The 24,266-nt window shown below is 70.3% G+C and carries 24 protein-coding genes; 12 read left to right on the forward strand and 12 right to left on the reverse strand.

Going from position 1 to position 24,266, the window contains the following annotated elements:
* Window positions 1–15 precede the first annotated feature (15 nt).
* The 5 genes from OG844_RS31390 (at window position 16) to OG844_RS31410 (ending at window position 4,556) form a co-directional block, all read left to right on the forward strand.
* Window positions 16–213 carry an Arc family DNA-binding protein gene (locus OG844_RS31390; protein ID WP_385484911.1) on the forward strand — a complete coding sequence of 66 codons (198 nt, stop codon included), beginning with the start codon at window positions 16–18 and terminating at the stop codon, window positions 211–213.
* Window positions 213–581 (forward strand): type II toxin-antitoxin system death-on-curing family toxin, encoded by a 369-nt coding sequence (locus tag OG844_RS31395; protein WP_406394819.1) that lies wholly within the window; start codon window positions 213–215, stop codon window positions 579–581. Before OG844_RS31390 ends, OG844_RS31395 begins: the two co-directional genes overlap by 1 nt.
* A 166-nt stretch (window positions 582–747) precedes the next feature.
* Window positions 748–2,529 carry a DEAD/DEAH box helicase gene (locus tag OG844_RS31400; RefSeq protein ID WP_329210512.1) on the forward strand — a complete coding sequence of 594 codons (1,782 nt, stop codon included), beginning with the start codon at window positions 748–750 and terminating at the stop codon, window positions 2,527–2,529.
* Window positions 2,530–3,007: 478 nt separating this feature from the next.
* Window positions 3,008–3,652 (forward strand): IclR family transcriptional regulator, encoded by a 645-nt coding sequence (locus tag OG844_RS31405; protein WP_056798545.1) that lies wholly within the window; start codon window positions 3,008–3,010, stop codon window positions 3,650–3,652.
* Window positions 3,653–3,767: 115 nt separating this feature from the next.
* Entirely contained in the window at window positions 3,768–4,556 is a 789-nt protein-coding gene (locus tag OG844_RS31410) for a S16 family serine protease (RefSeq protein WP_406394821.1), read from the forward strand.
* On the opposite strand, the gene OG844_RS31415 is transcribed toward OG844_RS31410, so the two are convergent.
* From OG844_RS31415 to OG844_RS31450, 8 genes are all read right to left on the reverse strand, one after another.
* Window positions 4,486–5,805, reverse strand: a complete 1,320-nt coding sequence (locus tag OG844_RS31415) for an MFS transporter (RefSeq protein ID WP_406394823.1) — start codon at window positions 5,803–5,805, stop codon at window positions 4,486–4,488. The two genes, OG844_RS31410 and OG844_RS31415, sit on opposite strands and share 71 nt — an antisense overlap.
* Before the next feature lies 1 nt (window position 5,806).
* Window positions 5,807–5,989, reverse strand: coding sequence for a hypothetical protein (locus OG844_RS31420; RefSeq protein ID WP_406394825.1), 183 nt, complete (start codon window positions 5,987–5,989; stop codon window positions 5,807–5,809).
* Window positions 5,990–6,002: 13 nt separating this feature from the next.
* Complete coding sequence (locus OG844_RS31425; RefSeq protein WP_406394827.1) at window positions 6,003–6,620, reverse strand: ArsR/SmtB family transcription factor; 618 nt, start codon at window positions 6,618–6,620, stop codon at window positions 6,003–6,005.
* A gap of 78 nt (window positions 6,621–6,698) precedes the next feature.
* Complete coding sequence (locus tag OG844_RS31430; RefSeq protein ID WP_406394828.1) at window positions 6,699–7,670, reverse strand: glycine betaine ABC transporter substrate-binding protein; 972 nt, start codon at window positions 7,668–7,670, stop codon at window positions 6,699–6,701.
* A complete protein-coding gene (locus tag OG844_RS31435) occupies window positions 7,667–8,521 on the reverse strand; it encodes an ABC transporter permease (RefSeq protein ID WP_406394830.1) in 855 nt (284 codons plus the stop codon). Before OG844_RS31435 ends, OG844_RS31430 begins: the two co-directional genes overlap by 4 nt.
* Complete coding sequence (locus OG844_RS31440; protein ID WP_406394831.1) at window positions 8,518–9,786, reverse strand: ABC transporter ATP-binding protein; 1,269 nt, start codon at window positions 9,784–9,786, stop codon at window positions 8,518–8,520. The genes OG844_RS31435 and OG844_RS31440 overlap by 4 nt, the downstream gene beginning before the upstream one ends.
* Window positions 9,779–10,426 (reverse strand): ABC transporter permease, encoded by a 648-nt coding sequence (locus tag OG844_RS31445; protein WP_406394833.1) that lies wholly within the window; start codon window positions 10,424–10,426, stop codon window positions 9,779–9,781. The genes OG844_RS31440 and OG844_RS31445 overlap by 8 nt, the downstream gene beginning before the upstream one ends.
* Before the next feature lie 15 nt (window positions 10,427–10,441).
* Complete coding sequence (locus tag OG844_RS31450) at window positions 10,442–10,915, reverse strand: Lrp/AsnC family transcriptional regulator (RefSeq protein ID WP_329210529.1); 474 nt, start codon at window positions 10,913–10,915, stop codon at window positions 10,442–10,444.
* 122 nt (window positions 10,916–11,037) lie between these two features.
* Between OG844_RS31450 and hppD the strand changes: the two genes are divergently transcribed.
* Both hppD and OG844_RS31460 read left to right on the forward strand, forming a co-directional pair.
* Window positions 11,038–12,183 (forward strand): 4-hydroxyphenylpyruvate dioxygenase, encoded by a 1,146-nt coding sequence (gene hppD / locus OG844_RS31455; RefSeq protein WP_406394834.1) that lies wholly within the window; start codon window positions 11,038–11,040, stop codon window positions 12,181–12,183.
* A 228-nt stretch (window positions 12,184–12,411) separates the two neighbouring features.
* A complete protein-coding gene (locus OG844_RS31460) occupies window positions 12,412–13,626 on the forward strand; it encodes a hypothetical protein (RefSeq protein WP_406394835.1) in 1,215 nt (404 codons plus the stop codon).
* A 96-nt stretch (window positions 13,627–13,722) separates the two neighbouring features.
* On the opposite strand, the gene OG844_RS31465 is transcribed toward OG844_RS31460, so the two are convergent.
* Window positions 13,723–15,420: a tetratricopeptide repeat protein gene (locus OG844_RS31465; protein ID WP_406394836.1), complete on the reverse strand. Its 1,698-nt coding sequence runs from the start codon at window positions 15,418–15,420 to the stop codon at window positions 13,723–13,725.
* 97 nt (window positions 15,421–15,517) lie between these two features.
* On the opposite strand from OG844_RS31465, the gene OG844_RS31470 reads away from it, so the two are divergent.
* A complete protein-coding gene (locus OG844_RS31470) occupies window positions 15,518–16,885 on the forward strand; it encodes an FAD-binding oxidoreductase (protein ID WP_406394838.1) in 1,368 nt (455 codons plus the stop codon).
* A 57-nt stretch (window positions 16,886–16,942) separates the two neighbouring features.
* On the opposite strand, the gene OG844_RS31475 is transcribed toward OG844_RS31470, so the two are convergent.
* Complete coding sequence (locus OG844_RS31475) at window positions 16,943–17,419, reverse strand: SsgA family sporulation/cell division regulator (RefSeq protein WP_406394839.1); 477 nt, start codon at window positions 17,417–17,419, stop codon at window positions 16,943–16,945.
* 271 nt (window positions 17,420–17,690) lie between these two features.
* On the opposite strand from OG844_RS31475, the gene OG844_RS31480 reads away from it, so the two are divergent.
* Both OG844_RS31480 and OG844_RS31485 read left to right on the forward strand, forming a co-directional pair.
* Window positions 17,691–19,202, forward strand: coding sequence for an RDD family protein (locus tag OG844_RS31480; RefSeq protein ID WP_406394841.1), 1,512 nt, complete (start codon window positions 17,691–17,693; stop codon window positions 19,200–19,202).
* Window positions 19,203–19,313: 111 nt separating this feature from the next.
* Complete coding sequence (locus OG844_RS31485) at window positions 19,314–19,979, forward strand: RDD family protein (protein WP_406394843.1); 666 nt, start codon at window positions 19,314–19,316, stop codon at window positions 19,977–19,979.
* 12 nt (window positions 19,980–19,991) lie between these two features.
* On the opposite strand, the gene OG844_RS31490 is transcribed toward OG844_RS31485, so the two are convergent.
* Window positions 19,992–20,282, reverse strand: coding sequence for a hypothetical protein (locus tag OG844_RS31490; RefSeq protein WP_406394844.1), 291 nt, complete (start codon window positions 20,280–20,282; stop codon window positions 19,992–19,994).
* A gap of 382 nt (window positions 20,283–20,664) precedes the next feature.
* On the opposite strand from OG844_RS31490, the gene OG844_RS31495 reads away from it, so the two are divergent.
* Window positions 20,665–23,064: an immune inhibitor A domain-containing protein gene (locus OG844_RS31495; RefSeq protein ID WP_406394845.1), complete on the forward strand. Its 2,400-nt coding sequence runs from the start codon at window positions 20,665–20,667 to the stop codon at window positions 23,062–23,064.
* A 122-nt stretch (window positions 23,065–23,186) separates the two neighbouring features.
* Window positions 23,187–23,531: a hypothetical protein gene (locus OG844_RS31500; protein ID WP_406394846.1), complete on the forward strand. Its 345-nt coding sequence runs from the start codon at window positions 23,187–23,189 to the stop codon at window positions 23,529–23,531.
* Between the two features lie 15 nt (window positions 23,532–23,546).
* Here the strand turns inward: OG844_RS31500 and OG844_RS31505 are convergent, their stop codons facing one another.
* Complete coding sequence (locus OG844_RS31505; RefSeq protein ID WP_406394847.1) at window positions 23,547–24,131, reverse strand: isochorismatase family protein; 585 nt, start codon at window positions 24,129–24,131, stop codon at window positions 23,547–23,549.
* Window positions 24,132–24,266: the final 135 nt, after the last annotated feature.

Raw genomic sequence — 24,266 nt, forward strand, 5'->3', positions numbered from 1 at the left:
CCGTACCATTCATCCATGGCTGGTCTGAATCTGCGGTTCACCGAGGAAGAGCTGGACGCCCTGCGCGCGCGTGCGGAGGCGGAGGGGCGAAGCATGCAGTCCTTCGCCCACGACGCCGTGATCACTGCCATGAACGAACACTCACGCCTCTTCAACGAGGCGGCGGACCATGTGCTGAAGGCGAGTGAGGAGCTCAACCGGAGGCTCGCCTGATGCAGTACCTGACACTGCCCGAGCTGCTCAACCTCGCGGAGCGCCTCGGCACGGCAGACGTGCGTGACTACGGGTTGCTCGATTCGGCACTGGCGCGCCCGCAGGCGAGCGTTTTCGGCCAGGACGCCTATCCGGACGTGTGGCAGAAAGCTGCGGCGCTCATGGAGTCCCTGGCCCGCAATCGTGGTCTCGTGGACGGCAACAAGCGCATCGCCTGGTACGCGACCTGGGTGTTTCTGCACATGAACGGGCATCCGCTCGACGCCGGTTTCGACGTGGACGACGCCGAGCGGTTCGTGCTGGACGTGTGTCAGGGGGCGCTGGACATGCCCAAGATCGCGGAACAGCTGCCCGGGTTCGCCAGGTAGCCGTCTCCTGTGAAGCGGGTCTCAGCCGTGCCGAACCACGGCTGATTCGTACGGGGTTCCGCGCCGGCCCCCGGTAGGGTGGCCCGGTTGTCGTATCGCGTGCGGGCCCGGTCCGGCCCCGTACGGGCAACGCCCCCACGTACCCGAGTGCCCCGAACCGGAGACCGTGACTACTACCGCCTCCCACCACCTCTCACCCGCCTTTCCCGGCCGCGCCCCCTGGGGCACGGCCGGCAAGCTGCGCGCCTGGCAGCAGGGCGCCATGGAGAGGTACATCCAGGACCAGCCGCGCGACTTCCTCGCCGTCGCGACCCCCGGCGCCGGGAAGACCACCTTCGCGCTGACCCTCGCGTCATGGCTGCTGCACCACCACGTCGTGCAGCAGATCACCGTCGTCGCACCCACCGAGCACCTGAAGAAGCAGTGGGCGGAGGCAGCGGCGCGCATAGGCATCAAGCTCGACCCCGACTACAGCGCCGGGCCCGTGAGCAAGGAGTACCACGGGGTCGCGGTCACGTACGCGGGAGTCGGCGTGCGTCCGATGCTGCACCGCAACCGGTGCGAGCAGCGCAAGACGCTGGTGATCCTCGACGAGATCCACCACGCCGGTGACTCGAAGTCCTGGGGCGAGGCGTGCCAGGAGGCGTTCGACCCGGCGACCCGGCGGCTCGCGCTCACCGGTACGCCGTTCCGGTCGGACACCAACCCGATCCCCTTCGTGGCGTACGAGGAGGGCAACGACGGCATCCGGCGGTCCTCGGCCGACTACACGTACGGCTACGGCAACGCGCTCGCCGACGGCGTCGTCCGGCCCGTGATCTTCCTCAGCTACAGCGGCAACATGCGGTGGCGCACCAAGGCCGGTGACGAGATCGCCGCCCGGCTCGGCGAGCCGATGACCAAGGACGCCATCGGGCAGGCCTGGCGCACCGCGCTGGCGCCCACCGGCGACTGGATCCCCAATGTGCTCAGCGCCGCCGACAAGCGGCTGACCGAGGTGCGCAAGGGCATTCCGGACGCGGGCGGCCTCGTCATCGCGACGGACCAGGAGTCGGCGCGCGAGTACGCCAAGATCCTCAAGCGGATCAGCGGCGAGAAGGTGACCGTCGTCCTCTCCGACGAGAAGGCGGCCTCGAAGCGGATCGACCAGTTCACCGAGGACGGCTCGCGCTGGATGGTCGCGGTGCGGATGGTGTCGGAGGGCGTCGACGTGCCGCGCCTCGCGGTCGGCGTGTACGCCACCACCATCTCGACGCCGCTCTTCTTCGCGCAGGCCGTCGGCCGTTTCGTACGGTCGCGGCGGCGCGGCGAGACCGCCTCCGTCTTCGTGCCGACGATTCCGATGCTGCTCGACTTCGCGAACGAGATGGAGGTCGAGCGCGACCACGTACTCGACAAGCCGAAGAAGGGCAGCGACGAGGAGAACCCGTTCGCCGAGGAGGACCAGCTCCTCGCGGACGCGGAGAGGCTCGAGGACGAGGAGACCGAGGAGCAGCTGCCCTTCGAGGCGCTGGAGTCCGACGCGGTCTTCGACCGGGTGCTGTACGACGGTGCCGAGTTCGGCATGCAGGCGCACCCGGGCAGTGAGGAGGAGCAGGACTACCTGGGTATCCCGGGGCTGCTCGAACCCGACCAGGTGCAGCTGCTCCTCCAGAAGCGGCAGACCCGGCAGATCGCGCACAGCCGGCAGAAGCCGGCCGCGGAGGCAGACCTCCTGGAGAAGGCGGCCGAGAACCGGCCGGTGGTCACGCACAAGAAGCTGCTGGAGTTGCGCAAGCAGCTCAACACGATGGTGTCGGCGTACACGCATCAGAGCGGCAAGCCGCACGGTGTGATCCACACCGAGCTGCGGCGGGTGTGCGGCGGCCCGCCGAGCGCGGAGGCGACGGCCGGGCAGATCCAGGACCGGATCAAGAAGGTGCAGGAGTGGGCCACCCGGATGCGGTGAGCGGCCGCCGGTGAGGTGAGCCGGACGGCAGGAGCGACGGCGCGGGCCGGTGCGGGGGAGTGCGCCCCGCACCGGCCCGCGCCGTTCCCGTGCGCCGGCGCACGGGGGATGACGTGCGTGCGCCGGAAATTTTGAAACTTTTATTCACGATGGGTTAACAACCGTTCACATGTGGTGTAGGGGTCATCGTGCCGACGTCAGTCGACTTGAACGCGCGTAGATGTTCGCGTTCCGGACGGTTCCGCGCTGACCGGCGGTTATGTCATCGCGTTTTTGGGGGCGCCCGGATTCTGGACGAGGGCTTCCGCTGAGCGGACCCGGTCGCTAATGTCCCCGAAACATGAAACGCCCCGTGGCAGTGTGGCCGCGGAGCGCAGCCGGTGCCATGGCCAGTCGGCGGCCTCTCCGTGCGTCGCCGCTGGGACCGGCGTCTCACTTCCGGGAGAACCGCCCCGCTCACCAAGAGGGAGAGGGCGTCGTGACCGCGGAGACTTCTCAGACGCTCGACCGGGGACTGCGTGTCCTCAAGCTGCTCGCCGATACCGACCACGGCCTGACCGTCACCGAGTTGTCCAACAAACTCGGCGTCAATCGCACCGTGGTCTACCGACTGCTCGCCACTCTGGAACAGCACGCGCTCGTCCGCCGTGATCTGGGTGGCCGGGCCCGAGTCGGCCTGGGCGTGCTGCGCCTGGGCCGCCAGGTGCATCCCCTCGTCAGGGAGGCGGCGCTGCCCGCGCTGCGTTCCCTGGCCGAGGACATAGGGGCGACCGCCCACCTCACACTCGTCGACGGGGCCGATGCGCTCGCGGTCGCGGTCGTCGAACCGACCTGGACCGACTACCACGTCGCCTACCGGGCCGGCTTTCGTCACGCACTGGACAGGGGCGCCGCGGGACGGGCGATTCTCACCGCCCGGCAGAAGGCGGTCGCCGACCATCCCGGCTACACCCTCACCCACGGCGAGCTCGAAGCCGGCGCCTGCGGCGCCGCTGCGCCGCTGGTCGGGGTGTCCGGGGTGGAGGGCAGCGTGGGTGTGGTGATGCTCGCCGACGCCGTACCGGAGCGGGTGGGCCCGCGCGTGCTCGACGCGGCCCGGGAGGTCGCGGACGCGCTGCGCTGAGAGCCGGCGGGGGCCGAGCCGCCTCCGCCCCGGGACTGCGCCGGGGACGGGGAGACCCGGACCCCGGCGCAGTCCTGCGGAACGGGGGGCGTGCGGCGGCGGATAGATTGGGCGGGTGCTCACTCGTCTCTCGCGCCCCCGCCTCCTCGCCCTCTGCGCGCTGCCGGTCCTCGCCCTGCTCGGTACGGCTGCCTTCGCGCCGCTGCCGTTCACCCTGGCGCAGCCCGGGACGACCGCGGACGTCCTCGGGGACGACCGGGGGAAGCCGGTCATCACGATCAAGGGCGCGCCGACCCGCCCCACGGACGGCGAGCTGCGGATGACGACCATCGTCGCCACCGGGCCGACGGCCGACGTCGGGATCGGCGACGTGATCGACAGCTGGTTCAGGACGGACCGCGCGGTCATGCCCCGCGACTCCGTCTACCCGACCGGTGGCTCCGAGAAGGAGATCGAGCAGCACAATCTCCAGGACATGGAGGAGTCCCAGGACGTCGCCGTCGACGCGGCCCTGACGTACCTCGGCAAGGCCCCCGGTTCGGTCGACATCACCCTGCACCTCGCGGACGTCGGCGGCCCCAGCGCGGGCCTGTTCTTCTCGCTCGGCATCATCGACAAGCTCGCGGGTGACGGCTCCGGCGGTGACCTGACCGGTGGCCGCACGGTCGCCGGTACGGGGACGATCGAGGCCAACGGCAGGGTCGGTGCCGTCGGCGGGGTCTCCCTGAAGACGCAGGCCGCCCGGCGCGACGGTGCGACCGTCTTCCTCGTTCCCAGGGCCGAGTGCAAGGAAGCGAAGGCGGAACAGCCGAAGGGCCTGAGGCTGATCCCCGTCACGACACTGAAGAACGCGGTGTCCTCGCTGAAGGCTCTGGAGCAGGGGAACAAGGTACCGAGCTGCTGACCGGCTCCCCGGGCCCCTCCATGGTGCGCCAGGCCGGGAACACCAGAGGGCTCAGCGTCGCCAGGAAGTAGACCCCGCCCATCGCGAGCAGCGCGCCCGTCGCTCCCATGCCTTCGACGAGCAGGCCCGCCGCGAGACCGCCCACCGGCATGGCTAGCTCACAGCCCGCGGTGAGGGCACCGGACACCCGGCTGCGCAGTTCCCGGGGGACGCGTTCGTACGTCATCGTCGTCAGGATCGGGTTGAGCACGCCGCCCGCGACACCGCTCAGCGCCATGGTGACCGCCAGCGGCAGTGTCGTCCCGGTCAGCGCGGCGACCAGGAACCTCGGCGCCCCGCACAGCACCACGCACACCGTGAACACGGCCCGCCGCGAGAAACGGTGCCCCACCGTCCCGTACAGCAGCGCGCCCGTGAGCCCGCCCGCGCCGAACAGTGCGGTGAGCAGCCCGAGATCGGTGGCCCCGCCCAGCTCACCCTCCGCGTGCACGGGCAGGAGGACGGCGTTCCATCCCTGGTCCGTGCCGTTCATGAACATCACCATGACGACCACGGCGAGCAGCAGCCGGTTGCCGAGCAGGTAGGCGTAGCCCTCGCGGAGTTCGGCGCGGTACGTACGCAGCGAGACGGGGGCCGCGGCCTTGTGAGGCTCGGCCGCGCCGATCCCTCGTACGCCGGCTGCGACCAGCAGTGCGGACAGCGCGAACGTCGCCGCGTCCAGCAGGAGCACGGTCTCGGCGCCGACGACCGCGATCAGTACGCCCGCGAGCGCCGCGCCGACCATGCGGGCGCCGCGCGACACCGCGTCGAAGAGGCTGGCGGCGCGGGCGAGCGTGGTGCCGGCGTGCTCGGCGAGATCGGGTACGAGGACGTAGCGCGCCGTGTTGCCGGGCGTGTGGGCCAGCCCGTTCAGCGCCATCAGCGCGCACAGCATCCAGAATTCGAGTGCGCCCGCGTAGTGCAGCAGCGGGATCGTGGCGATGGCCGCGCCGCAGACCGTGTCGGAGGCGACGGCGACCCGGCGCCGGCCGATCCGGTCGATGACGGGCCCGCCGATCAGCGCGGCGACGACGATCGGCAGGGTCGCGCAGAAGGCGACGACACCGGCCCGGCCGGCGCTGCCGGTGGTTTCCAGGACGAACCACGGGACTCCGATGAGGGTCAGCGAAGTGCCCGCCGTGGATATGGAGTTGGCCGCCAGGACGGCGGCGAGCGGGATGCGGTCCCGCGCCTGCTGCCCCCCGTCCACGTCAGGCCGTTCGTGCGGCGCGCGCCGGGGGCGGCGTGCACTGGGCCAGACGCAGGCCCAGCTCGACCATCGTCCAGCCCATGCGATGGCGCAGTGCGGGGCGTACGGGGGAGAACTCTGCGGCGCCGCGGCGGAGTTCGGTGGCGCGGTAGGTGTGCACCATGTGGTGGATGTCGCTGTGCATGACGGTGATCCCCTCAGTCGGTGGGACGCGGGAACATGTGCAGGTGGGTGCGGACGACGGCCGACCCCTCGGTGTCGTCGGGGACCCGGCCCCGGTAGCTGTTCACGAGCTCGAGCATCTTCTCCGCGAGCTCCATCGAGAGTTCGGGGGTGAGGCGCAGCTTGAAGTCGCTGATCTCGAACGACCGACGCCACTCCTCGGGCCACTCGTGCATCGTGCCGAGCCAGGTGTTCAGCTCCTGGGCGTGCGTGGTCGCCACCTCGTGCAGCACGACTCCGATGGCGCCGCGCACCTCGGGGTCCGGGTGCTGCATGAAGTTCTCGCTGCGCCCGAAGATCGTGCCCGTGTGGACGGCCTTCCACCACCGCTCGCGCCCCTTGCCGCGCTCGGGATCGTCCTCGACGAAGCCGTACGAGGCGAGCTGGCGCAGGTGGTAGCTGGTGGCGCCGCTCGATTCGCCGAGCCGGTCGGCGAGACCGGAGGCGGTGGCGGGTCCGAACTCCCTCAGGGTGTTCAACAGCCGGATGCGCAGGGGGTGGGCGAGGCCGCGCAGGGTGCGGGCGTCGACGTGGTGGATCTTCGGGTCGTCGGCGTACGGGACCGGCCGGTCTTCGGGCTCGTTCGGTGGCATGACACGACCATAGAGTTGCAAAGACTGCTTTGCAACGCATTTTTTGCAACGACTTCTTTGGAAGTCCTGGCGCCCTGCTCAGCCCTCCCGGATGAACCCCTCTTCCACCAGCCAGTCCTTCGCCACCTCGTGCGGATCCTGCCCGTCCACGTCGACCTTGGAGTTGAGCTCCTGCGCGAGCTGCGTCGTCAGCATCTCGGTGACCGGGGCCAGCAGCCCGGCGATCTCCGGGTACTTCTTCAGGGTCGCCGTGTGGATGGCGGGGGCCGCGTTGTAGTTGGGGAAGAACTGCTTGTCGTCCTCCATGACGTCCAGATTCATCGCCTTGATGCGGCCGTCCGTGGTGTACACCTCGCCGAGCAGGCAGGAGTCGGACTCGGACACCTGGGTGTAGATGATCCCGGCGTCCATCTTCTTGATGTTCGCGGCCGGCAGGTTCATCCCGTACAGCTTCTGCATGCCCGGCAGCCCGTCGTCGCGGGAGGCGAACTCGTTCTCGACGCAGACCGTGACGGCCTCGGGGTCCTCCTTCGCGAGTGCGGCCACGTCCGACAGGGTCTTCAGGTGGTACTTGGCGTTGTTCTTCTTGCTGATGGCCAGGGCGTACGTGTTGTCGAGCGTGGACGGGGGGAGCCAGGTCACCCCGTTGCCCTCGTCCTCGTCACGGACGACCTCCCACTGCTTCTGCGGGTCGACGACCGGCTTGGCATGGCCCAGATAGGTGATCCAGGCCGTGCCCGTGTAGTCGTACAGGGCGTCGGCCTCGCCCTTGACGACCGCCTCGCGCGCGCTGATCGACCCCGGCAGGTTCGTCCGGTCAAGCACCTCGGCGCCGGCCGCCTTGAAGATCAGGCCCATGATCTGCCCGAGGATGATGTTCTCGCTGAAGTTCTTCGAGGTCACGGTCAGCGACGCGCCCCTGAGCGGCTGCCCCTGCCCGACCGACCCCGGTTCCACCTCGTCCACCAGCGGCGAACCGCTCTTCAGCCCGCACCCCGTGAGCAGCAGGGCGAGCGCGGCAGCCGACGCCAGGCCCGTACGCACCCTCACGCTTCCTCCAGTCCGCGCGGTGTGAGCGCCAGTTCGACCAGCGAAGCCAGCCAGTCCACCAGCAGTGCCAGCACCACCGTCAGCACGGAACCGAGGATCAGCACGGGCATGCGCTGCGTCTGGATCCCCGAGGTGATCAGGTCGCCGAGTCCGCCGCCGCCCCCGAAGGTGGCCAGGGTCGCCGTGCCCACGTTGAGCACCAGGGCCGTCCGTACGCCTGCCAGGATCAGCGGGACCGCGAGCGGCAGCTCGACCCGGGTCAGCGTCCCCATGGGCGACATCCCGATGCCCCGGGACGCCTCCACGAGCGTCGGTTCGATCCCCTTCAGACCGGCCACCGTGTTGGAGAGCACCGGCAGTACCGCGTAGATCACCATCCCTACGATCGCCGTGGAAGGACCGATGCCCAGCCAGATCACCAGCAGCGCCAACAGCCCGATCGCGGGGGTCGCCTGGCCGATGTTGGCGAGGACCGTGACCCCGGGGGCGGCCTTGTTCAGTCCGCGCCGGGTCAGCGCGATGCCGAGGGGGATGGCGATGATCAGCACCCAGAAGGTGGAGATCGCGGTCAGTCTGACGTGCTGCCACCAGCGCACTTCGACGATGTCACCGGCCAGCGAGTTCTCCGCGATCGAGTCGAGTTCGACGTTGGAGATCCACAGGTACGTCGCCACGAGGACGACCGCGCAGACGGCCGGAACCACCACGAGCTTCTGCCAGGTGATCCGGCGTGCCGGACGGGGCGGCGCGGGGGAGGGCTCCGCCTCCTCGTCACGGAAGGCGTTGCCGCGCACATCCTGCTCCCCGGGCGGCGGTGTCCCCTCGGGAGGTGCCTGACGACTGGGGGTCATGGCCCGCTGCCACCCCCCTCAAGCTCCTGTTCGGTCTGATGGACCCGCAGGTGCTCCAGATCGTGCTGGTGCTCCATCGCGGTGAGCCGGTCCGCCTCCAGGAGCTCCTGCACGGAGTTCATCAGCGTCTGCATGTCGACGACGCCGATGAACTCCCCGCGCCGCCCCGTCACCGCGACCCGCCCGCTGCTGTCGGTCAGCACGGCCTCCAGCGCGTCGTGGAGCGTCGCGTCCCGGGTCACGGTGTCGTGCACCAGCTGCCCGGCCCGGGCCAGCGAGCCCTTGGCCCGCATCAGGTCGCCGCGCCGCAGCCACTTGTACGGGCGGTTCCTGCGGTCCAGCATCAGCAGTTCGTTGTGCCTGCCGTCGCGCAGCTTGTCGAAGATCGACTGGAGGGGGTCCTCGACGGTCACCGTCGGGAAGTCGGCGATCCCCACATCCCGTACACGGGTGAGGTTGAGCCGCTTCAACGCCGCGCCCGCTCCCACGAACCCGGACACGAAGTCGTCCGTCGGATTGGTGAGGATGGCCTCCGGGGTGTCGAACTGGGCGATGTGCGAACGCTCCCGCAGCACCGCGATCCGGTCGCCCAGCTTGATCGCCTCGTCGAAGTCGTGCGTGACGAAGACGATCGTCTTGTGCAGCTCGTGCTGGAGCCGGATCAGCTCGTCCTGGAGGTGGTCGCGGGTGATGGGGTCGACCGCGCCGAACGGCTCGTCCATCAGCAGCACCGGCGGGTCCGCCGCAAGCGCACGTGCCACACCGACCCGCTGCTGCTGGCCGCCGGAGAGCTGGCGCGGATACCGCCCGTGGAACTCCCGCGGATCGAGACCGACCAGGTCGAGCATCTCCTCGACGCGGTCCTTCACCCCGGACTTCGACCAGCCGGTCATCTTCGGCACGAGGGCGATGTTCTCCGCGACCGTCATGTGCGGGAAGAGTCCGGAGGACTGGATCGCGTAGCCGACCTTGCGCCGCAGCTTCACCCCGTCCATGTCGGTGACGTCCTCGTCGTTGATCCTGATCCGCCCGGACGTCGGCTCGATCAGCCGGTTGATCATCTTCAGCGTGGTGGACTTCCCGCAGCCGGAGGGCCCCACGAGGATCACGGTCTCGCCGGCCTTGATGTCCATGGAGACGTTGTCGACGGCCGGAGCGGGGCTGCCGGGATAGGACTTGGTGAGGTTCTCCAGCCGGATGGTGGCACCCGAGGTGGTGGTGCCGGACGCGGGAGTCTCCGTCGGTCCGGTGACGGTTTCAGACACGGATCCCCCTCGGGATGGTGAGCCGTCCGAGCAGGACGTACGCGGCGTCGAAGAGCAGGGCGAGGACGACGATGCCGAGCGTGCCCGAGAGGACCTGGTTGATCGCGTTGGCACTGCCCAGCGACGCGAGGCCGCGGAAGATCTCGTTGCCGAGACCCGGGCCCGAGGCGTACGCGGCGATGGCGGCGATGCCCATCAGCATCTGGGTGGAGACCCGGATCCCGGTGAGGATGGGCGGCCAGGCGAGCGGCAGTTCCACCCGGCACAGCTGCGCCGTACGTGACATCCCGATGCCCTTCGCCGCGTCGACGAGGGCAGGGTCCACTCCGCGCAGCCCGACGATGGAGTTACGGACGACGGGCAGCAGCCCGTACAGGGTCAGGATGATCACGGTCGGCGGGACCCCGAGGCCGACCAGCGGGATCAGCAGGCCGATCGCCGCGAGCGACGGGATGGTGAGGATCATGGCCGTGGACGTGACGGCCAACGACCCGCCCCAGCTGCTCCGGTAGCTGACCACACCGATCAGGACGCCGAGCAACGTGGCGATGACCATGCACTGGAAGACGGCGCTGACGTGCTGGAACGCGTCGGTGAGCAGCTGCTGGTGCCGGGTGCTCACGTACTCCCAGAAGTTCACATGACGCTCCTCGGATCAGTCGGTGTCCTGTGCGGCCTGCTCGACGAGCGGGAGAATGCGCAGGGGGACCGGGTTCTCCATGACGATGGCCGTGGAAGCCCGGACAATGCCATCCAAACCGACAACCCGGTCGATCACCCGCTGGAGATCGGCGTTGGAACGGGCGACGAGCCGGCAGAGCATGTCCCCGTGCCCGGTGGTGGTGTGCAGTTCGAGCACCTCGGGCACGCCGCTCAAATGGGCCCGTACATCGGCACCTTGGCCCTGCCTGATCTCGAGCGTGGCGAACGCCGTGACGGGGTAGCCGAGCGCCGCCGGATCTACGTCGGGGCCGAAGCTGCGGATGACGCCGTTCGACTGAAGACGGTCCAGCCGGGCCTGCACGGTCCCGCGTGCCACCCCCAGCCGCCGTGAGGCCTCCAGTACACCGATACGGGGCTCACGGGCCAGCAGCACGATGAGCCGGCCGTCCAGATGATCGATCGCCATGATCCGCCTCCTGATGGGCACCCTGTACGGATAGCCCGCCCATCATCGCCATCCGCTGTACAGATTGACCAGCGATTACGCGAACTGTTGCGCACCTTGCGAAGCGGCGGGAACCTTCGGACATGACTGAGACTCTGCACACCACCCCCGACACCGCCCGGCAGGCCGATCCCTTCCCGGTCAAGGGAATGGACGCGGTGGTCTTCGCCGTGGGCAACGCCAAGCAGGCGGCGCACTACTACTCGACCGCCTTCGGCATGAAGCTCGTCGCCTACTCCGGACCGGAGAACGGCAGTCGCGAGACCGCGAGTTACGTCCTGACCAACGGTGCCGCCCGCTTCGTCCTCACCTCCGTCATCCAGGCGTCCACCGAGTGGGGCACCTTCCTCGCCGACCATGTGAACGCCCACGGCGACGGCGTGGTCGACCTCGCGATCGAGGTCCCCGACGCCCGCGCCGCGTACGCGTACGCGGTCGAGCACGGCGCGCAGGGCATCACCGAGCCCTACGAGCTGAAGGACGAGCACGGCACGGTCGTCCTGGCCGCCATCGCCACGTACGGGAAGACCCGCCACACGCTGGTCGACCGCTCCGGCTACGACGGCCCGTACCTGCCCGGCTTCACCGCGGCGGCCCCGATCGTCGAACCGGCCGCCAAGCGCACCTTCCAGGCCATCGACCACTGCGTCGGCAACGTCGAGCTCGGCCGGATGAACGAGTGGGTGGCGTTCTACAACGACGTCATGGGCTTCACCAACATGAAGGAGTTCGTGGGCGACGACATCGCCACCGAGTACTCCGCCCTGATGTCGAAGGTCGTCGCCGACGGCACGCTGAAGGTCAAGTTCCCGATCAACGAGCCGGCGATCGCGAAGAAGAAGTCGCAGATCGACGAGTACCTGGAGTTCTACGGCGGCGCGGGCGTCCAGCACATCGCGCTCGCCACGAACGACATCGTCGCCTCCGTGAAGGCGATGCGGGCGGCCGGCGTGCAGTTCCTGGACACCCCGGACTCGTACTACGACACCCTCGGCGAGTGGGCGGGCGAGACCCGGGTCCCCGTGGAGACGCTGCGCGAGCTGAAGATCCTGGTCGACCGTGACGAGGACGGCTACCTGCTGCAGATCTTCACCAAGCCGGTCCAGGACCGTCCGACGGTCTTCTTCGAGATGATCGAGCGCCATGGCTCGATGGGCTTCGGCAAGGGGAACTTCAAGGCGCTGTTCGAGGCGATCGAGCGCGAGCAGGAGAAGCGCGGGAACCTCTGATCCACCGGGCGACGGCGGGGCCTTCGGACCATCGGAGGGCCCCGCCCGCTGCGTGGGACTGCGTGCGGCCCACGGGACACGCACGGGCCGGCGGGTCCTTGACCGTGCCGATCGGGTGAGGTAGAGGCGCGGCGGGAGTTGTCCCGGCCGCGCGTGGGACGGATGAGGGAGCCGCGACACCGCGGTCTGCGGCCGAGCGCGCCGCAGCTTCCGACGGGAGCCCTCTCGATGAACCGCCTCACCGCGTCCGTCTCCACCGCTGCAGTGGCGGTCGGCGCATCCCTCGCCCTGCTCGCCCCCTCCGCCGTGGGCGCGGCGGCAGCGAACGTCGTACAGCAGGTCAGGGCCGTCGACCTGGGACCGTGGAAGCCCTGGATTTGGCTCCAGGACGACCAGGCCGACGTGAACAGGCCGCCCGGCATCCAGGAGGTCTCGCCCTTCGCCGACACGGTCCGGTTCAACGGCAGCCTTCACCTCTCCGTCGCGGGCGGGCAGCAGGCCCAGGCGGCACACCACTACACGGCCCAGGTCCCGCTGAGCACCGTCGCGGCAGCCGAACTGTCCTACGACTCCTACGTGAGGACCGTGGAGGAGGGCGCCACCGGCACCGCCGCGAACCTCCAGCTCCCGATGGTCTGCCGGGGCGCCTTCACCACCCTCAGCTTCCAGCCGCAGCTCGCCACCGACAGCCGGGGCCGCGCCGGCGTGGTGCCGGACACCTGGCAGCACTTCGAGTCCACCGGCGCCTCGCTCTGGCGCACCTCGCGGGCGCTGCCGACGGACCCCGCACTGCCCGCCGGATCCGACTCGCCCCTGAGCACCTACGCCGCCGAGTGCGACGCCCCCGGTGACGGGGTCGTCGGCCTCACCGCGAGCGTAGGCAGGCTCGGTGACGCCGAAGCCTCGCTCGACACCTACGTGGACAACCTGACCGCGAACGGAACCACGTACGACTTCGCCGTCGAAGGGCTCGCCCAGGGCCTCATCGTGCTGGACCGGGGCAGCCAGGACCGGCCCTGCCACCACGCGCGCTATCCCTGCCCGCGCACGCTGGGCGGCACGGCGAGCGGCTTCGTCTCCTTCACCGACCCGGCGGACGGCCCCGGGTACCGGGCAGTCGGCACCCGCCTGACCTTCTCGAACGGCCGGGCACTCGCGCCCGGAGACCTCACCGTGACGGCGAACGGCCGGCCTCTCACTCTCACCGCAGGTCCGGGCGGGACGCTCACCGGGGTGGTGTCGCCCACGCCGGGCCTCGACCTGAACCCGAACGGCACCTACCGCACCGCGCTGATCGTCACCCACCGCGACCACCCGCCGCGTGACGGCGGTGACGGCGGGACGGGCGGGCGCGACGGGCTGAAGGTCAGGGCCGAACTCCTGGCCACGGGCTACGAGCCCCTCCGGCCGACCGGTGTGCGCACCAGCACCGCGGTGCGATGACACCCTCACGCCACTGATCACGACGACGGGGCGCGGAGCCGGTGAGAACCGGCTCCGCGCCCCGTTCGTGACCCCGGGCGGGTCGTGCGGACCCTCCTAGCGGCGCGGGGAGGGCGCTGCCGTCCCGGGGGAGGCGGAGGGTGCGGGCTTCGCCGGCGCGTGTCGCCGTGCGGGAGCCGGTTCGGGCTTCGAGGCTTCGGGTTCCGACGCTTCACCCCTCGACGCGTCGCCCTTCGCGGCTTCGGACTCGGGGGATTCGGGCTTCGCCGGTTCGGACGCGGGGGATTCGGGCTTCGCCGGTTCCGGCTCCGGGACCGGTTCGGGGTCCGGCTGCATGTCCGCCGGGCCGCCCGGAGCCGGTTCACCCAGGGAGTCCAGGGCGGCCTGCGCCAGGGGAGCGGCCATCGGGGAGAACACCGGGTTGGTACGGACGGACTCCTCCAGATGGATGCGGGCCGGGCCGTTCTGGAAGAGGGCACTCTCGATCACGCCCAGGTGGTACGTGTACGAGGCGTTCCGGACCCCCGTCTCCACGGCCTTCTCCGCGTACTGCAGTGCCTCCTCCGACCGGCCCGCGCGGTGCAGCGCCCAGCCGAGCGCGTCGGCCGCCGCCGAGCTGCGGTGCAGGGCCGACCACTCGGCGCGCATCAGCTCCACCGCCGCCGCCGGGTCGCCGTGGTCGGCCTCGAAGCGGGCCTCGGTCAGGGACTCGTTCACTCCGGCCTTCTTCGCCTGTGCGAGCAGCTTGCGGAGCTCCGAGTACTGGGTGCGGGCGTCGCCGTCCAGGCTCAGGGACTCGTACAGCTCGCCCAGTTCGAGCACGTACTCGGGGCGGGGCAGTTTCGCCGTCACCGTCTGGTAGTCGGCCAGCGCCTCGTCCGTGCGGTCCAGGGCCACCAGGGCGCGGGCCCGGCCCGCGCGGGAGGCCAGGTGGCTGCCGTCGGTGCGCAGGGCCGCCTCGTACTGGGCGACGGCCTCCGCGGGCTCGCCGCGCTCCCAGGCCAGCTCGCCCAGGCGGTGCAGGGCCTCCGCCTTCTCCGCGGGGGCGGTGGCACGGGCCGCCGCCTCCTGGGCGGTGGCCAGGGCGTCCTCGCGCCAGCCCTGGCCGCGGTACATCTCGGCGGTCCTGGCGAGTGCGGGAACGCCCTTGCGCAGCGACCCGAACTTCTCCGTTGCCCTGCCCGCGGCCGCGTACTCGCCGAGACCGCTGTACGCGTCGATCAGGACCGGGTAGGCCGTCCAGTTCTTCGGCTGCCGGGCGCGTACCGTCTCCCCCCACTTCTTCGCGGCGAGGTAGTCGTGCCGTGCGTTGGCGAGCGCTCCCAGCCCCACCCAGGCCTGCGCGTTGCCGCGTTCACCGGGCTGTGCGGCCAGCGAGCGCTGCAGGGCCTGCTCGGCCCGCGTGTAGTACGCCGCGTCCGCGGAGCGCCGGCCCCATTCCACGTACGCCGTACCGAGCACCGCCCAGGACGGCGCGTCGGAGGGATGCGTGTCCACCCACTCCTGTCGGTCCCCGATCAGGGCCGTGAGGTCGGAGAGGGACGCCGGGGAGCCGGCCGCCGCCGCAGCCTCCGCCCGCGCTACGGGCCCGGGCAGGGGCGGCCCCGCTTCCTGGTCGCCGTCCGGTACGGCGACCACCGCGCCGGCCACGAGCACGGCGCCCGCCACCGCACCGAACGCCGCCCTGCGCAGTGTCGTGCGCATCGGCGTGGGAGGCGGTGGCACGGCCGTCGCGCCCTCCGGCGGCAGGGTGGAGGGGGGTGGCTCCGGATTCTGCTGCGGCATGGCATCCATGCGCCTCACTCTGCGTCAGTACGAAGATCACATCGCGCTGCGCGATCGCTGGCGCAGACGGGTTCACACCATTGGCCCCGGGTGTCACGCTTGGATCATGGACGATCTCCTCGAACAGCTGCGCGCGGGCCTGCCGGCCGATGCCCTGATCACCGACCCGGACGTCACCGCCACGTACGCCCACGACATGGCGAGCTTCTGCGACGCGGGCGCTCCGGCCGTCGTCGTGCTCCCGCGCACGGTCGAGGAGGTCCAGCACGTGATGCGGACGGCCACGGCGCTGCGCGTCCCCGTGGTGCCGCAGGGCGCCAGGACGGGCCTGTCGGGTGCGGCCAACGCCTCCGACGGCTGCATCGTGCTCTCTCTCGTCAAGATGGACCGGATCCTGGAGATCAGTCCGGTCGACCGGATCGCGGTCGTCGAACCGGGTGTGATCAACGCCGTGCTGTCCCGCGCCGTCAACGAACACGGGCTGTACTACCCGCCGGACCCCTCCAGCTGGGAGATGTGCACCATCGGCGGCAACATCGGCACCGCGTCCGGCGGACTGTGCTGCGTGAAGTACGGCGTCACCGCCGAGTACGTGCTCGGTCTGGAGGTCGTCCTCGCCGACGGGCGACTCCTGAACACCGGCCGCCGTACCGCCAAGGGTGTCGCCGGATACGACCTGACCCGTCTCTTCGTCGGCTCCGAGGGCAGTCTCGGCATCGTTGTCAAAGCCGTCCTGGCGCTGAGGCCCCAGCCCCCGCAGCAGCTCGTGCTGGCCGCCGAATTCCCCTCCGCGACGGCCGCCTGCGACGCGGTCTGCCGGATCATGGAACGCGGCCACACCCCTTCACTCCTCGAACTGATGGACCGTACGACCGTCCGTGCCGTCAATGCGATGGCCTCCATGGGACTCCCCGAATCCACCGAGGCGCTGCTGCTCTGCGCCTTCGACACCCCTGATCCGATGGCCGACCTCACCGCTGTCGGCGAACTGTGCACCGCGGCCGGCGCCACCGAGGTCGTGCCGGCCGAGGACGCCGCCGAGTCCGAACTCCTGCTGCACGCGCGTCGGCTGTCGCTCCCGGCGATGGAGACCATCAAGTCCGCCACGATGATCGACGACGTGTGCGTGCCGCGCTCCAGGCTCGGCGCGATGATCGAGGGAACGGCCGCCATCGCCGGCAGGTTCGGCCTCACCATCGGTGTCGTCGCCCACGCGGGGGACGGCAACACCCACCCCGTCGTCTGCTTCGACCACACCGACGCCGACGAGTCCCGCAGGGCCCGCGAATCCTTCGACGAGATCATGGCCCTGGGCCTGGAACTGGGCGGCACCATCACCGGCGAGCACGGTGTCGGCGTGCTCAAGAAGGAATGGCTCGCCCGCGAACTGGGCGAGGTGGGCGTCGAGTTGCAGCGCGGTATCAAGGCGGCCTTCGATCCGCTGAACCTGCTCAACCCGGGCAAGCTGTTCTGACCCGTCCCACCACTGCCTGCCGCACTCCCGGCCGCCGTACCCCTGCCCCGCCGGCACTCAGGCCTCGCCGTCCTGGGACTCGTCGGAGGGCCAGGGGTCGCTCAGCCACAGGTCGTCGGCAGGCAGCGGGGTGAGCAGCTCGGCGAGCGCGCCGTCCAGACCGAGCAGCGCACTCTCCGATCCGGGGGGCACCACCCGGAGGGTGCGCTCCACCCAGGCGGTGACGGCGGCCGACGGCACCTCCAGAAGGGCGTTGCCGTCGGGCGAGGTGAGCGCGACACAGATGACGCTGTGCTCGTCGACCTTGGTCGGCCAGATCCGTACGTCCCCGTGCCCGCACGGCCTGAACACCCCTTCCACGAGCAGCTCGCGGGCGAACGTCCAGTGCACGGGCGACTCGGTTCCGATGTGGAAGGTGATGTGCACGGCGTACGGGTCGTCGGTGAGGTAGGACAGCCGGGCGGGTACGGGGACGGAGCGCTCCGGTGAGAGGACCAGCTTCAGTTCCAGTTCCCGTTCCACGATGTTCTGCATGAGGGTGCACGACCTTCCGATGCTCGTAGGGCCGGTCCCTCGACCGGTCCGCACAAGGAGAGAGCGCCCTCCCGGCCATCCATGACGCGACTTCCCAGAAAAACTTCCGCGGGCCCGGAAAGTGGTCCAAACGGCAGGACCGGCCCGGGGGTACGCGGCGGTCTGATAGATGTGGACCCTTGTATTGAGGCCGGCCGGCGATCGGACGGTGAAACGCCACCCTCCGATCGCCGGCCGGTCTGAGGCCTCGAAGAGATACGGGACCACGGTGATGAGCGCCCCAACCCCGGCACCCGGTGACGAAAGCCCCCGCGAGGGCTACTACCCCGACCCGTCCATTCCCGGATACGTCCGGTACTGGAACGGTGCGTCTTGGGTTCCCGGTACGAGCCGGCCCGCACCCAGGCAGGGCGAGGCGACCCCTGCGCCGCCGCCTTTCCCGGCGGAGGACGCCGCCCCGACGGCGCGGCGGACCGCCCCGGTGGACGAGACCGGGCCGATGTTCTTCGACGAGGACGGGCTGGGCGCGGGCGGTGAGGCGGGTGCCACGGGCGGCCGCCCGGAACCCGCTACGGCCTGGCAGGCCGACTCGTCGCGGCAGACGGGCTTCGGTGGCGACCGCGACCGGCGTGTCTCGTGGGGCGGACCGGATCCCCGTACGTCCGAGGAGGGCGCACCGTCGTCCCCCGCGGCTCCGGCGGACCGCTCCGACCGCGCGTCCGAGGATCCGCGCCGGCCCGGGACGCCGGACCCGACGCGCGGCGCCCTTCCCGGCATGAGGGACGGCAGGCCCGGCGGCAGCGGCGAAGGTGACCGTCCGCCGACCGACGGCACGGTCACGATCCGTGCCGGGGGACGGGACGGCGGCGGCCGTCCACCGCGTCCGCGCGAGGGGGGACCGGCGCCCGCCGACGGCACGATGGCGATCCGCGCCGTGCAGCCCGGTGCCGCGTCCCCGCCGCAGGCCCCCACCCCGCCCCAGGCGCAGGCCCCTGACCAGCCCCGGACGCAGGCCCGGTCCCAGCCCCAGGCGCCGGCACAGGCGCAGACGCCCCAGCTGAACACGCCCCTGACTCCCGGTCCCGGCGGCGGGTCCGCGTCCTGGGCGCAGCAGGCGCATCAGCTCGGCCGGCCCGAGCAGACGGCCCGCCCGCAGCAGCAACAGCCGCCGCGGCAGCACCAGCCGCAGCGCCCGGTGCCCGCACAGCAGCAGAGCGCCCGGCCCGAACAGCAGCCGCCCGTCGTGCCCTGGAAGCCTCCGGTCGACGACCCCTTCCAGCAGCTCGCCCGGGCCCAGGCGTCCGCCCGGCCCGCGGGGCTCGGCAAGCGGCTGGCCGCCCGGATCCTGGACACGGTCCTGCTCGGCGCGGTCGTCGGTGCGATCGGATTCCCGCTGGTCACCCAGGCGATGGACCACATCGACGAGAAGATCGAGGCGGCCGAGCAGTCCGGCGAGACGGTCACCGTCTGGCTGCTGGACTCCACCACGGCCGGGCTGTTCGGTGCCGTACTCGGCGTGTTCCTGGTGCTCGGCTTCGTGCTGGAGGCGCTGCCCACCGCCAAGTGGGGCAGCACGCTGGGCAAGAAGCTCTGCGGGCTCGAGGTGCGGGACATCGAGTCGCACGGACCGCCCACGATCGGGGCGGCGCTGCGCCGCTGGCTCGTGTACGGGGTGCTGGGCCTTCTCGTCATCGGAGTGGTCAACGTGCTGTGGTGCCTGTTCGACCGCCCGTGGCGTCAGTGCTGGCACGACAAGGCGGCGCGTACGTTCGTCGCCGGCTGAGGGCGGGTCAGCCGTCGGGGGACGGTCCCCGCTTACGCCGTGTGCCGCCCCTCGTCCCCCGAAAGCACCTGAGCCGTTGCGGGCCTGTGCGGGGCGGGGTGCACTGCCCCCATGAGCAACGAACCGCCGCCGCCACCCGGACAGCCGCCTGAGGACGATCCCTTCTCCAAGAGGCCGCCGCACGGCTCCGAGCCGCCGTCCGGCGGTTCGCCCTACGGCAGCGGGCCGCCGCCGCCCCCGCCGCACGACCGGGATCCGTTCGGCGGCAGCGGGCAGTACGGCGGTACGGATCCGCTGGCCGGGATGCCGCCGCTCGCCGAGCCGGGCAAGCGGATCCTGGCGCGGCTGATCGACCTCCTCATCATCTCGATCCCGCTGTACCTGATCTCGCTGCCGTTCGGCGGCGCGGTCGACGTCACCTCGGACGGCGACGACGACTTCGGTGACGCCATCGGCAACACCTACAGCGGGCATCAACTGCTCTGGTCGCTGATCGGCCTGGTGGTCTACGTCGCCTACGACACGTATCTGACGCACAAGGACGGGCGGACGCTCGGCAAGCGGCTGCTGAAGATGCGCGTGGCGATGCTCAACGACGGCTCGGTGCCCGACACCGGCTCGGCGCTGATGCGGGCCGTCGTGCTGTGGGTCCCGGCACTGCTGTGCTGCCCCTGCCTGTGGTGGCTGATCAACATCGTGCTGATGTTCACGGACAAGCCGTACCGGCAGGCGCTGCAGGACAAGGCGTCCAAGACGGTCGTGGTCGCCGTCCCGTGAGATCGGGGCCGTTCAGCGGTGCAGTGAATGCTCGCTGGCGCGCTCCGTCTGCGCGGTGGCGATCTCGATGTCCTCGATCGTGCGGTGGGTACGGGCAGCGGCGGCCGCCGGTGCCGTCCGGGCCTTCGGGCGCTTGGGCAGGGGTACGGTCACGGCCACCAGCAGACCGAGCCCCAGGGCCGCGGCGCAGATGACGGCCACACCGATGCCCGAACTCGTACGGGACAGCAGCAGCATGGCGAGGGTCGCGAAGACGACGGTGACCGAACCGTAGGAGAACTGTGCGGCAGTCGGACGCGGCATGGCGGTATCCGTCCTCGGGGCATCGGCTGGGGGAGTCTCTCAACACGGTCGCACTGTCAATCGACTCTACGACGGTGGATGCCCGGGAGGAACACGTAGTAAGCGTGACCTAACCCACGGTACCGGTGCACGGGGGGCGCACTGAGTCACGCTGTCGCCGATCGGGGGGCGCGGCGCGCCGGTTGTGCCGGACGACGGTAAAGAGTCGAACGTCCGGATAGCGGAATTCGGCTCCTGCATAGTGCAGTTGGCCTGCGCAAGTCAAGATCTGTCTTTTCTCTCATACTTCCGATCGAATGTCGTCACTTGTGACGCGTTGACGCGCGCGGCTTCTCTCAACCCCCTTGCCGCGGACGCGAAACGCCGGGGAGGACTGCATCAAGTGATCACTCAGAGACGGGCGCTACGCGCCACCGCGGTAGCAGTGGCGCTGGCCGCCACCGCCGCGACGGCGTCGGCTTTCGCCACCGCCCAGGCGGATGACAAGGCATCGGGATCCGGCGCCTCCATCGTTGACCGACGGGATCCCGCACCGGTCAAGGCGAGCGAGCACGACCTGGAAGGCCCCTTCAGCAAGGAGCAGGACGCCCAGCGTCAGGCCGCGCTGGAGCAGGTGCTGGCCGGTGACAAGAAGGTCTCCACCCGCGACGGCTCCAAGGTCGTCAAGCTCGGCAGCAACAAGTACGTCGAGCTCGGCCGCGAGAAGACGGACAAGATCTTCACCATCCTCGTGGAGTTCGGCGACCAGGTCGACGACACCACGATGTTCGACCCGGACGGCGAGGGCCCCAGGCCGCCGGTCAAGAAGTACGGCGGCACGCCCGGCCCGCAGCACAACGAGATAGCCGAGCCGGACCCGGCGAAGGACAACAGCACCGCCTGGCAGGCCGATTACAACCAGGCGCACTTCCAGGACCTCTACTTCGGTGAGGGCAAGGGCAAGGACTCGCTGAAGACGTACTACGAGAAGACGTCCTCCGGGCGCTACTCGGTCGACGGCGAGGTCTCGGACTGGGTCAAGGTCCCGTACAACGAGGCCCGTTACGGTTCCAACTACTGCGGTTCCTCCAACTGCGCCAACGTGTGGGACACGGTCCGCGACGGCGTCAACGCCTGGGTGGCCGACCAGAAGGCCAAGGGTCGCACGCTGGAGCAGATCAAGGCGGACCTCGCCGGTTACGACCAGTGGGACCGCTACGACTTCGACGGTGACGGCAACTTCAACGAGGCCGACGGCTACATCGACCACTTCCAGCTGGTCCACGCCGGTGAGGACGAGTCGGCGGGCGGCGGCGCGCAGGGCACCGACGCACTCTGGGCGCACCGCTGGTACGCGTACGGCACCAACGCCGGAGCGACCGGCCCGGCCGGCAACAAGGCCGGTGGCGCCGAGATCGGCGACACGGGCCTCTGGGTCGGCGACTACACCGCGCAGCCCGAGAACGGCGGCCTGGGTGTCTTCGCCCACGAGTACGCCCACGACCTCGGCCTGCCGGACCTGTACGACACCTCCGGCGGCGGCGAGAACTCGGTCGGCTTCTGGTCCCTGATGTCGGCGGGCTCCTGGCTCGGCACCGGCACCGGCGAGATCGGCAACCTGCCGGGCGACATGACCGCCTGGGACAAGCTGCAGCTGGGCTGGCTCGACTACGCCACGGCCAAGGCCGCGACGGACTCCGTCCACAAGCTGGGCGTCTCGGAGTACAACACCAAGAACAAGCAGGCGCTCGTCGTCGAGCTGCCCGAGAAGGCCGTCACCACGACTGTCACGAAGCCCGCCGAGGGTTCGAAGCAGTGGTGGAGCGACATGGGTGACGACCTGTCGAACACCCTGACCCGCTCGGTCGACCTGACCGGCAAGACGTCCGCCTCGCTGGACCTGTCCGGCTGGTACGACATCGAGGCCGACTACGACTACCTCTACACCGAGGTGTCCGAGAACGGCGGCTCCAGCTGGACCGCGCTCGACGGCAAGGCCGACGGCCAGGCCATCCCGCGCGACGCCAGTGACAAGCCGGCCCTGACCGACGTCTCGGGCGCGTACAAGAAGCTCTCGTACTCGCTGGACGCGTACGCGGGCAAGAAGTTCGACCTCCGCTTCCGCTACCAGACGGACGGCGGCGCGGGCGGCAAGGGCTTCACGGCCGACGCCATCACGGTCAACGCCGACGGTGCCGCGCTCTTCACGGACAACGCCGAGGGCGACGACAACGGCTGGACGGCCAAGGGCTTCTCGCGGATCGGTGAGTCGTTCACCAACGACTACCCGCAGTACTACATCGCCGAGAACCGCCAGTACGTGTCGTACGACGAGACCCTCGAGGTCGGCCCGTACAACTTCGGCTTCTCCACCACCCGCCCCGACTGGGTCGAGCACTACTCGTACCAGAACGGCCTGATGGTGTGGCTCTGGGACACCTCCCAGAAGGACAACAACACCTCGCAGCACCACGGCCAGGGTCTGATCCTCCCGGTGGACTCGCACGCCAAGCCGCTGAAGTGGACGAACGGCTCGCTCCTGCGCAACAAGATCCAGCCCTTCGACGCGCCGTTCAGCTGGTACCCGAACAAGGGCTTCACGCTGCACAACGCGGACGTGGCGCTCAAGATCAAGCCTTCGCTGGGCGTCCCGGTCTTCGACGACCGCAAGGGCACCTACTGGTACGCGGAGAACCCGACGGGAAGTGTCAAGGTCACTGACACCAACACCCGGATCTCGATCATCAGCGAGCCGCTCAGCGGCTCCACACTGACCGTGAAGGTCGGACCCTCGACCAAGTAGTCAGCAACACCGCAGGTCAGAACATGATCGGCCGTCGCCCTCTAGCGGGCGGCGGCCGATCGTGTTTAGGTGCGTCCTGTTCGATCCTTATTGACGCGATGTCTCACGGGGGAGCGCAAAGCATGGCAGGCGGAGGTTTCTGCAGGTTGCCCAACGGCACGGTGGTGGTGGCGGTCGCCCTCAACCGGCCGGCGGACGGAACGGGGCCCGGAGGACCGGTACGCGTACTGGTGCACGCGGCCACCCGGGCGCGTGCCCTGACCAGGCTGCGGAACCTGGGACTGCGTGCCGTCTACCTCCGCGGAAACTCCCAGCCGCCGACCGAGGACGAGGTCACGGCGGTGCTGCACCACCCGGACGGGCTGCTCTGGCGGACCGCGCCGCAGGCCGGCCAGGAGCTCTGGCATCCGATCCGGGCCCTGCTGGGACCCACCGGACACCCGGGACCCGTCCGCCCGGCCGCCTGAGGACCCCGGGAGCGGTCAGACGACCGGCTTGCCGGACAGTTCCACGCCCGCGGTGCGGAGCTCCTCCAGGGCCCGCTCGGTGGTCCCCTCGGCGACACCGGCCGTCAGGTCCAGCAGCACGTGCGTGGTGAAGCCCTCACGGACGGCGTCCAGCGCCGTGGCGCGCACACAGTGGTCCGTGGCGATGCCGACGACGTCGACAGCGGTCACGGAGCGGTCCCGCAGCCACTGGGCGAGCCCGACGCCGTTCTCGTCGAGGCCCTCGAACCCGCTGTACGCCGCGGCGTACGCCCCCTTGTCGAAGACGGTGTCGATCGCGCCGGAGGCGACGGCGGGAGCGAAGTTCGGGTGGAAGCCCACGCCCTCCGTACCGGCGACGCAGTGCACCGGCCAGGAGTGCTCGAAATCGGGCTGCGCGGAGAAGTGGTCACCCGGGTCGATGTGGTGGTCGCGGGTGGCCACCACGTGCCGGTAACCGGGCTGGGCGGCACCGATCAGGTCGGTGATGGCGGCGGCGACATCGGCGCCGCCCGCCACCGCGAGGCTGCCGCCCTCGCAGAAGTCGTTCTGAACGTCCACGACGATCAAGGCGCGATGCATGACGGGTGTCCTTCGGTGGGGGTCCGGTGGGGATTCGGCGGGCGAAACGGGACAGCGGGGGACGCCGACGAGCCTAGAGACTCGACGGAGCGTGCGGGAGGGGTCGCACCCGGTGGGTCTGCGCCCCGTACCCCG

The organism is Streptomyces sp. NBC_00887 (genome assembly GCF_045207585.1).

What these genes read in the sequence shown, in the direction of transcription:
- OG844_RS31490 (WP_406394844.1), bottom strand. Translation starts at nt 20,282, where the DNA reads ATGCCGCGTCCGACTGCCGCACAGTTCTCCTACGGTTCGGTCACCGTC.
- OG844_RS31470 (WP_406394838.1), top strand. Translation starts at nt 15,518, where the DNA reads ATGGACGATCTCCTCGAACAGCTGCGCGCGGGCCTGCCGGCCGATGCC.
- OG844_RS31435 (WP_406394830.1), bottom strand. Translation starts at nt 8,521, where the DNA reads ATGACCCCCAGTCGTCAGGCACCTCCCGAGGGGACACCGCCGCCCGGG.
- OG844_RS31505 (WP_406394847.1), bottom strand. Translation starts at nt 24,131, where the DNA reads ATGCATCGCGCCTTGATCGTCGTGGACGTTCAGAACGACTTCTGCGAG.
- OG844_RS31450 (WP_329210529.1), bottom strand. Translation starts at nt 10,915, where the DNA reads ATGGCGATCGATCATCTGGACGGCCGGCTCATCGTGCTGCTGGCCCGT.
- hppD (WP_406394834.1), top strand. Translation starts at nt 11,038, where the DNA reads ATGACTGAGACTCTGCACACCACCCCCGACACCGCCCGGCAGGCCGAT.
- OG844_RS31390 (WP_385484911.1), top strand. Translation starts at nt 16, where the DNA reads ATGGCTGGTCTGAATCTGCGGTTCACCGAGGAAGAGCTGGACGCCCTG.
- OG844_RS31395 (WP_406394819.1), top strand. Translation starts at nt 213, where the DNA reads ATGCAGTACCTGACACTGCCCGAGCTGCTCAACCTCGCGGAGCGCCTC.
- OG844_RS31500 (WP_406394846.1), top strand. Translation starts at nt 23,187, where the DNA reads ATGGCAGGCGGAGGTTTCTGCAGGTTGCCCAACGGCACGGTGGTGGTG.
- OG844_RS31475 (WP_406394839.1), bottom strand. Translation starts at nt 17,419, where the DNA reads ATGCAGAACATCGTGGAACGGGAACTGGAACTGAAGCTGGTCCTCTCA.
- OG844_RS31420 (WP_406394825.1), bottom strand. Translation starts at nt 5,989, where the DNA reads ATGCACAGCGACATCCACCACATGGTGCACACCTACCGCGCCACCGAA.
- OG844_RS31460 (WP_406394835.1), top strand. Translation starts at nt 12,412, where the DNA reads ATGAACCGCCTCACCGCGTCCGTCTCCACCGCTGCAGTGGCGGTCGGC.
- OG844_RS31480 (WP_406394841.1), top strand. Translation starts at nt 17,691, where the DNA reads ATGAGCGCCCCAACCCCGGCACCCGGTGACGAAAGCCCCCGCGAGGGC.
- OG844_RS31425 (WP_406394827.1), bottom strand. Translation starts at nt 6,620, where the DNA reads ATGCCACCGAACGAGCCCGAAGACCGGCCGGTCCCGTACGCCGACGAC.
- OG844_RS31465 (WP_406394836.1), bottom strand. Translation starts at nt 15,420, where the DNA reads ATGGATGCCATGCCGCAGCAGAATCCGGAGCCACCCCCCTCCACCCTG.
- OG844_RS31485 (WP_406394843.1), top strand. Translation starts at nt 19,314, where the DNA reads ATGAGCAACGAACCGCCGCCGCCACCCGGACAGCCGCCTGAGGACGAT.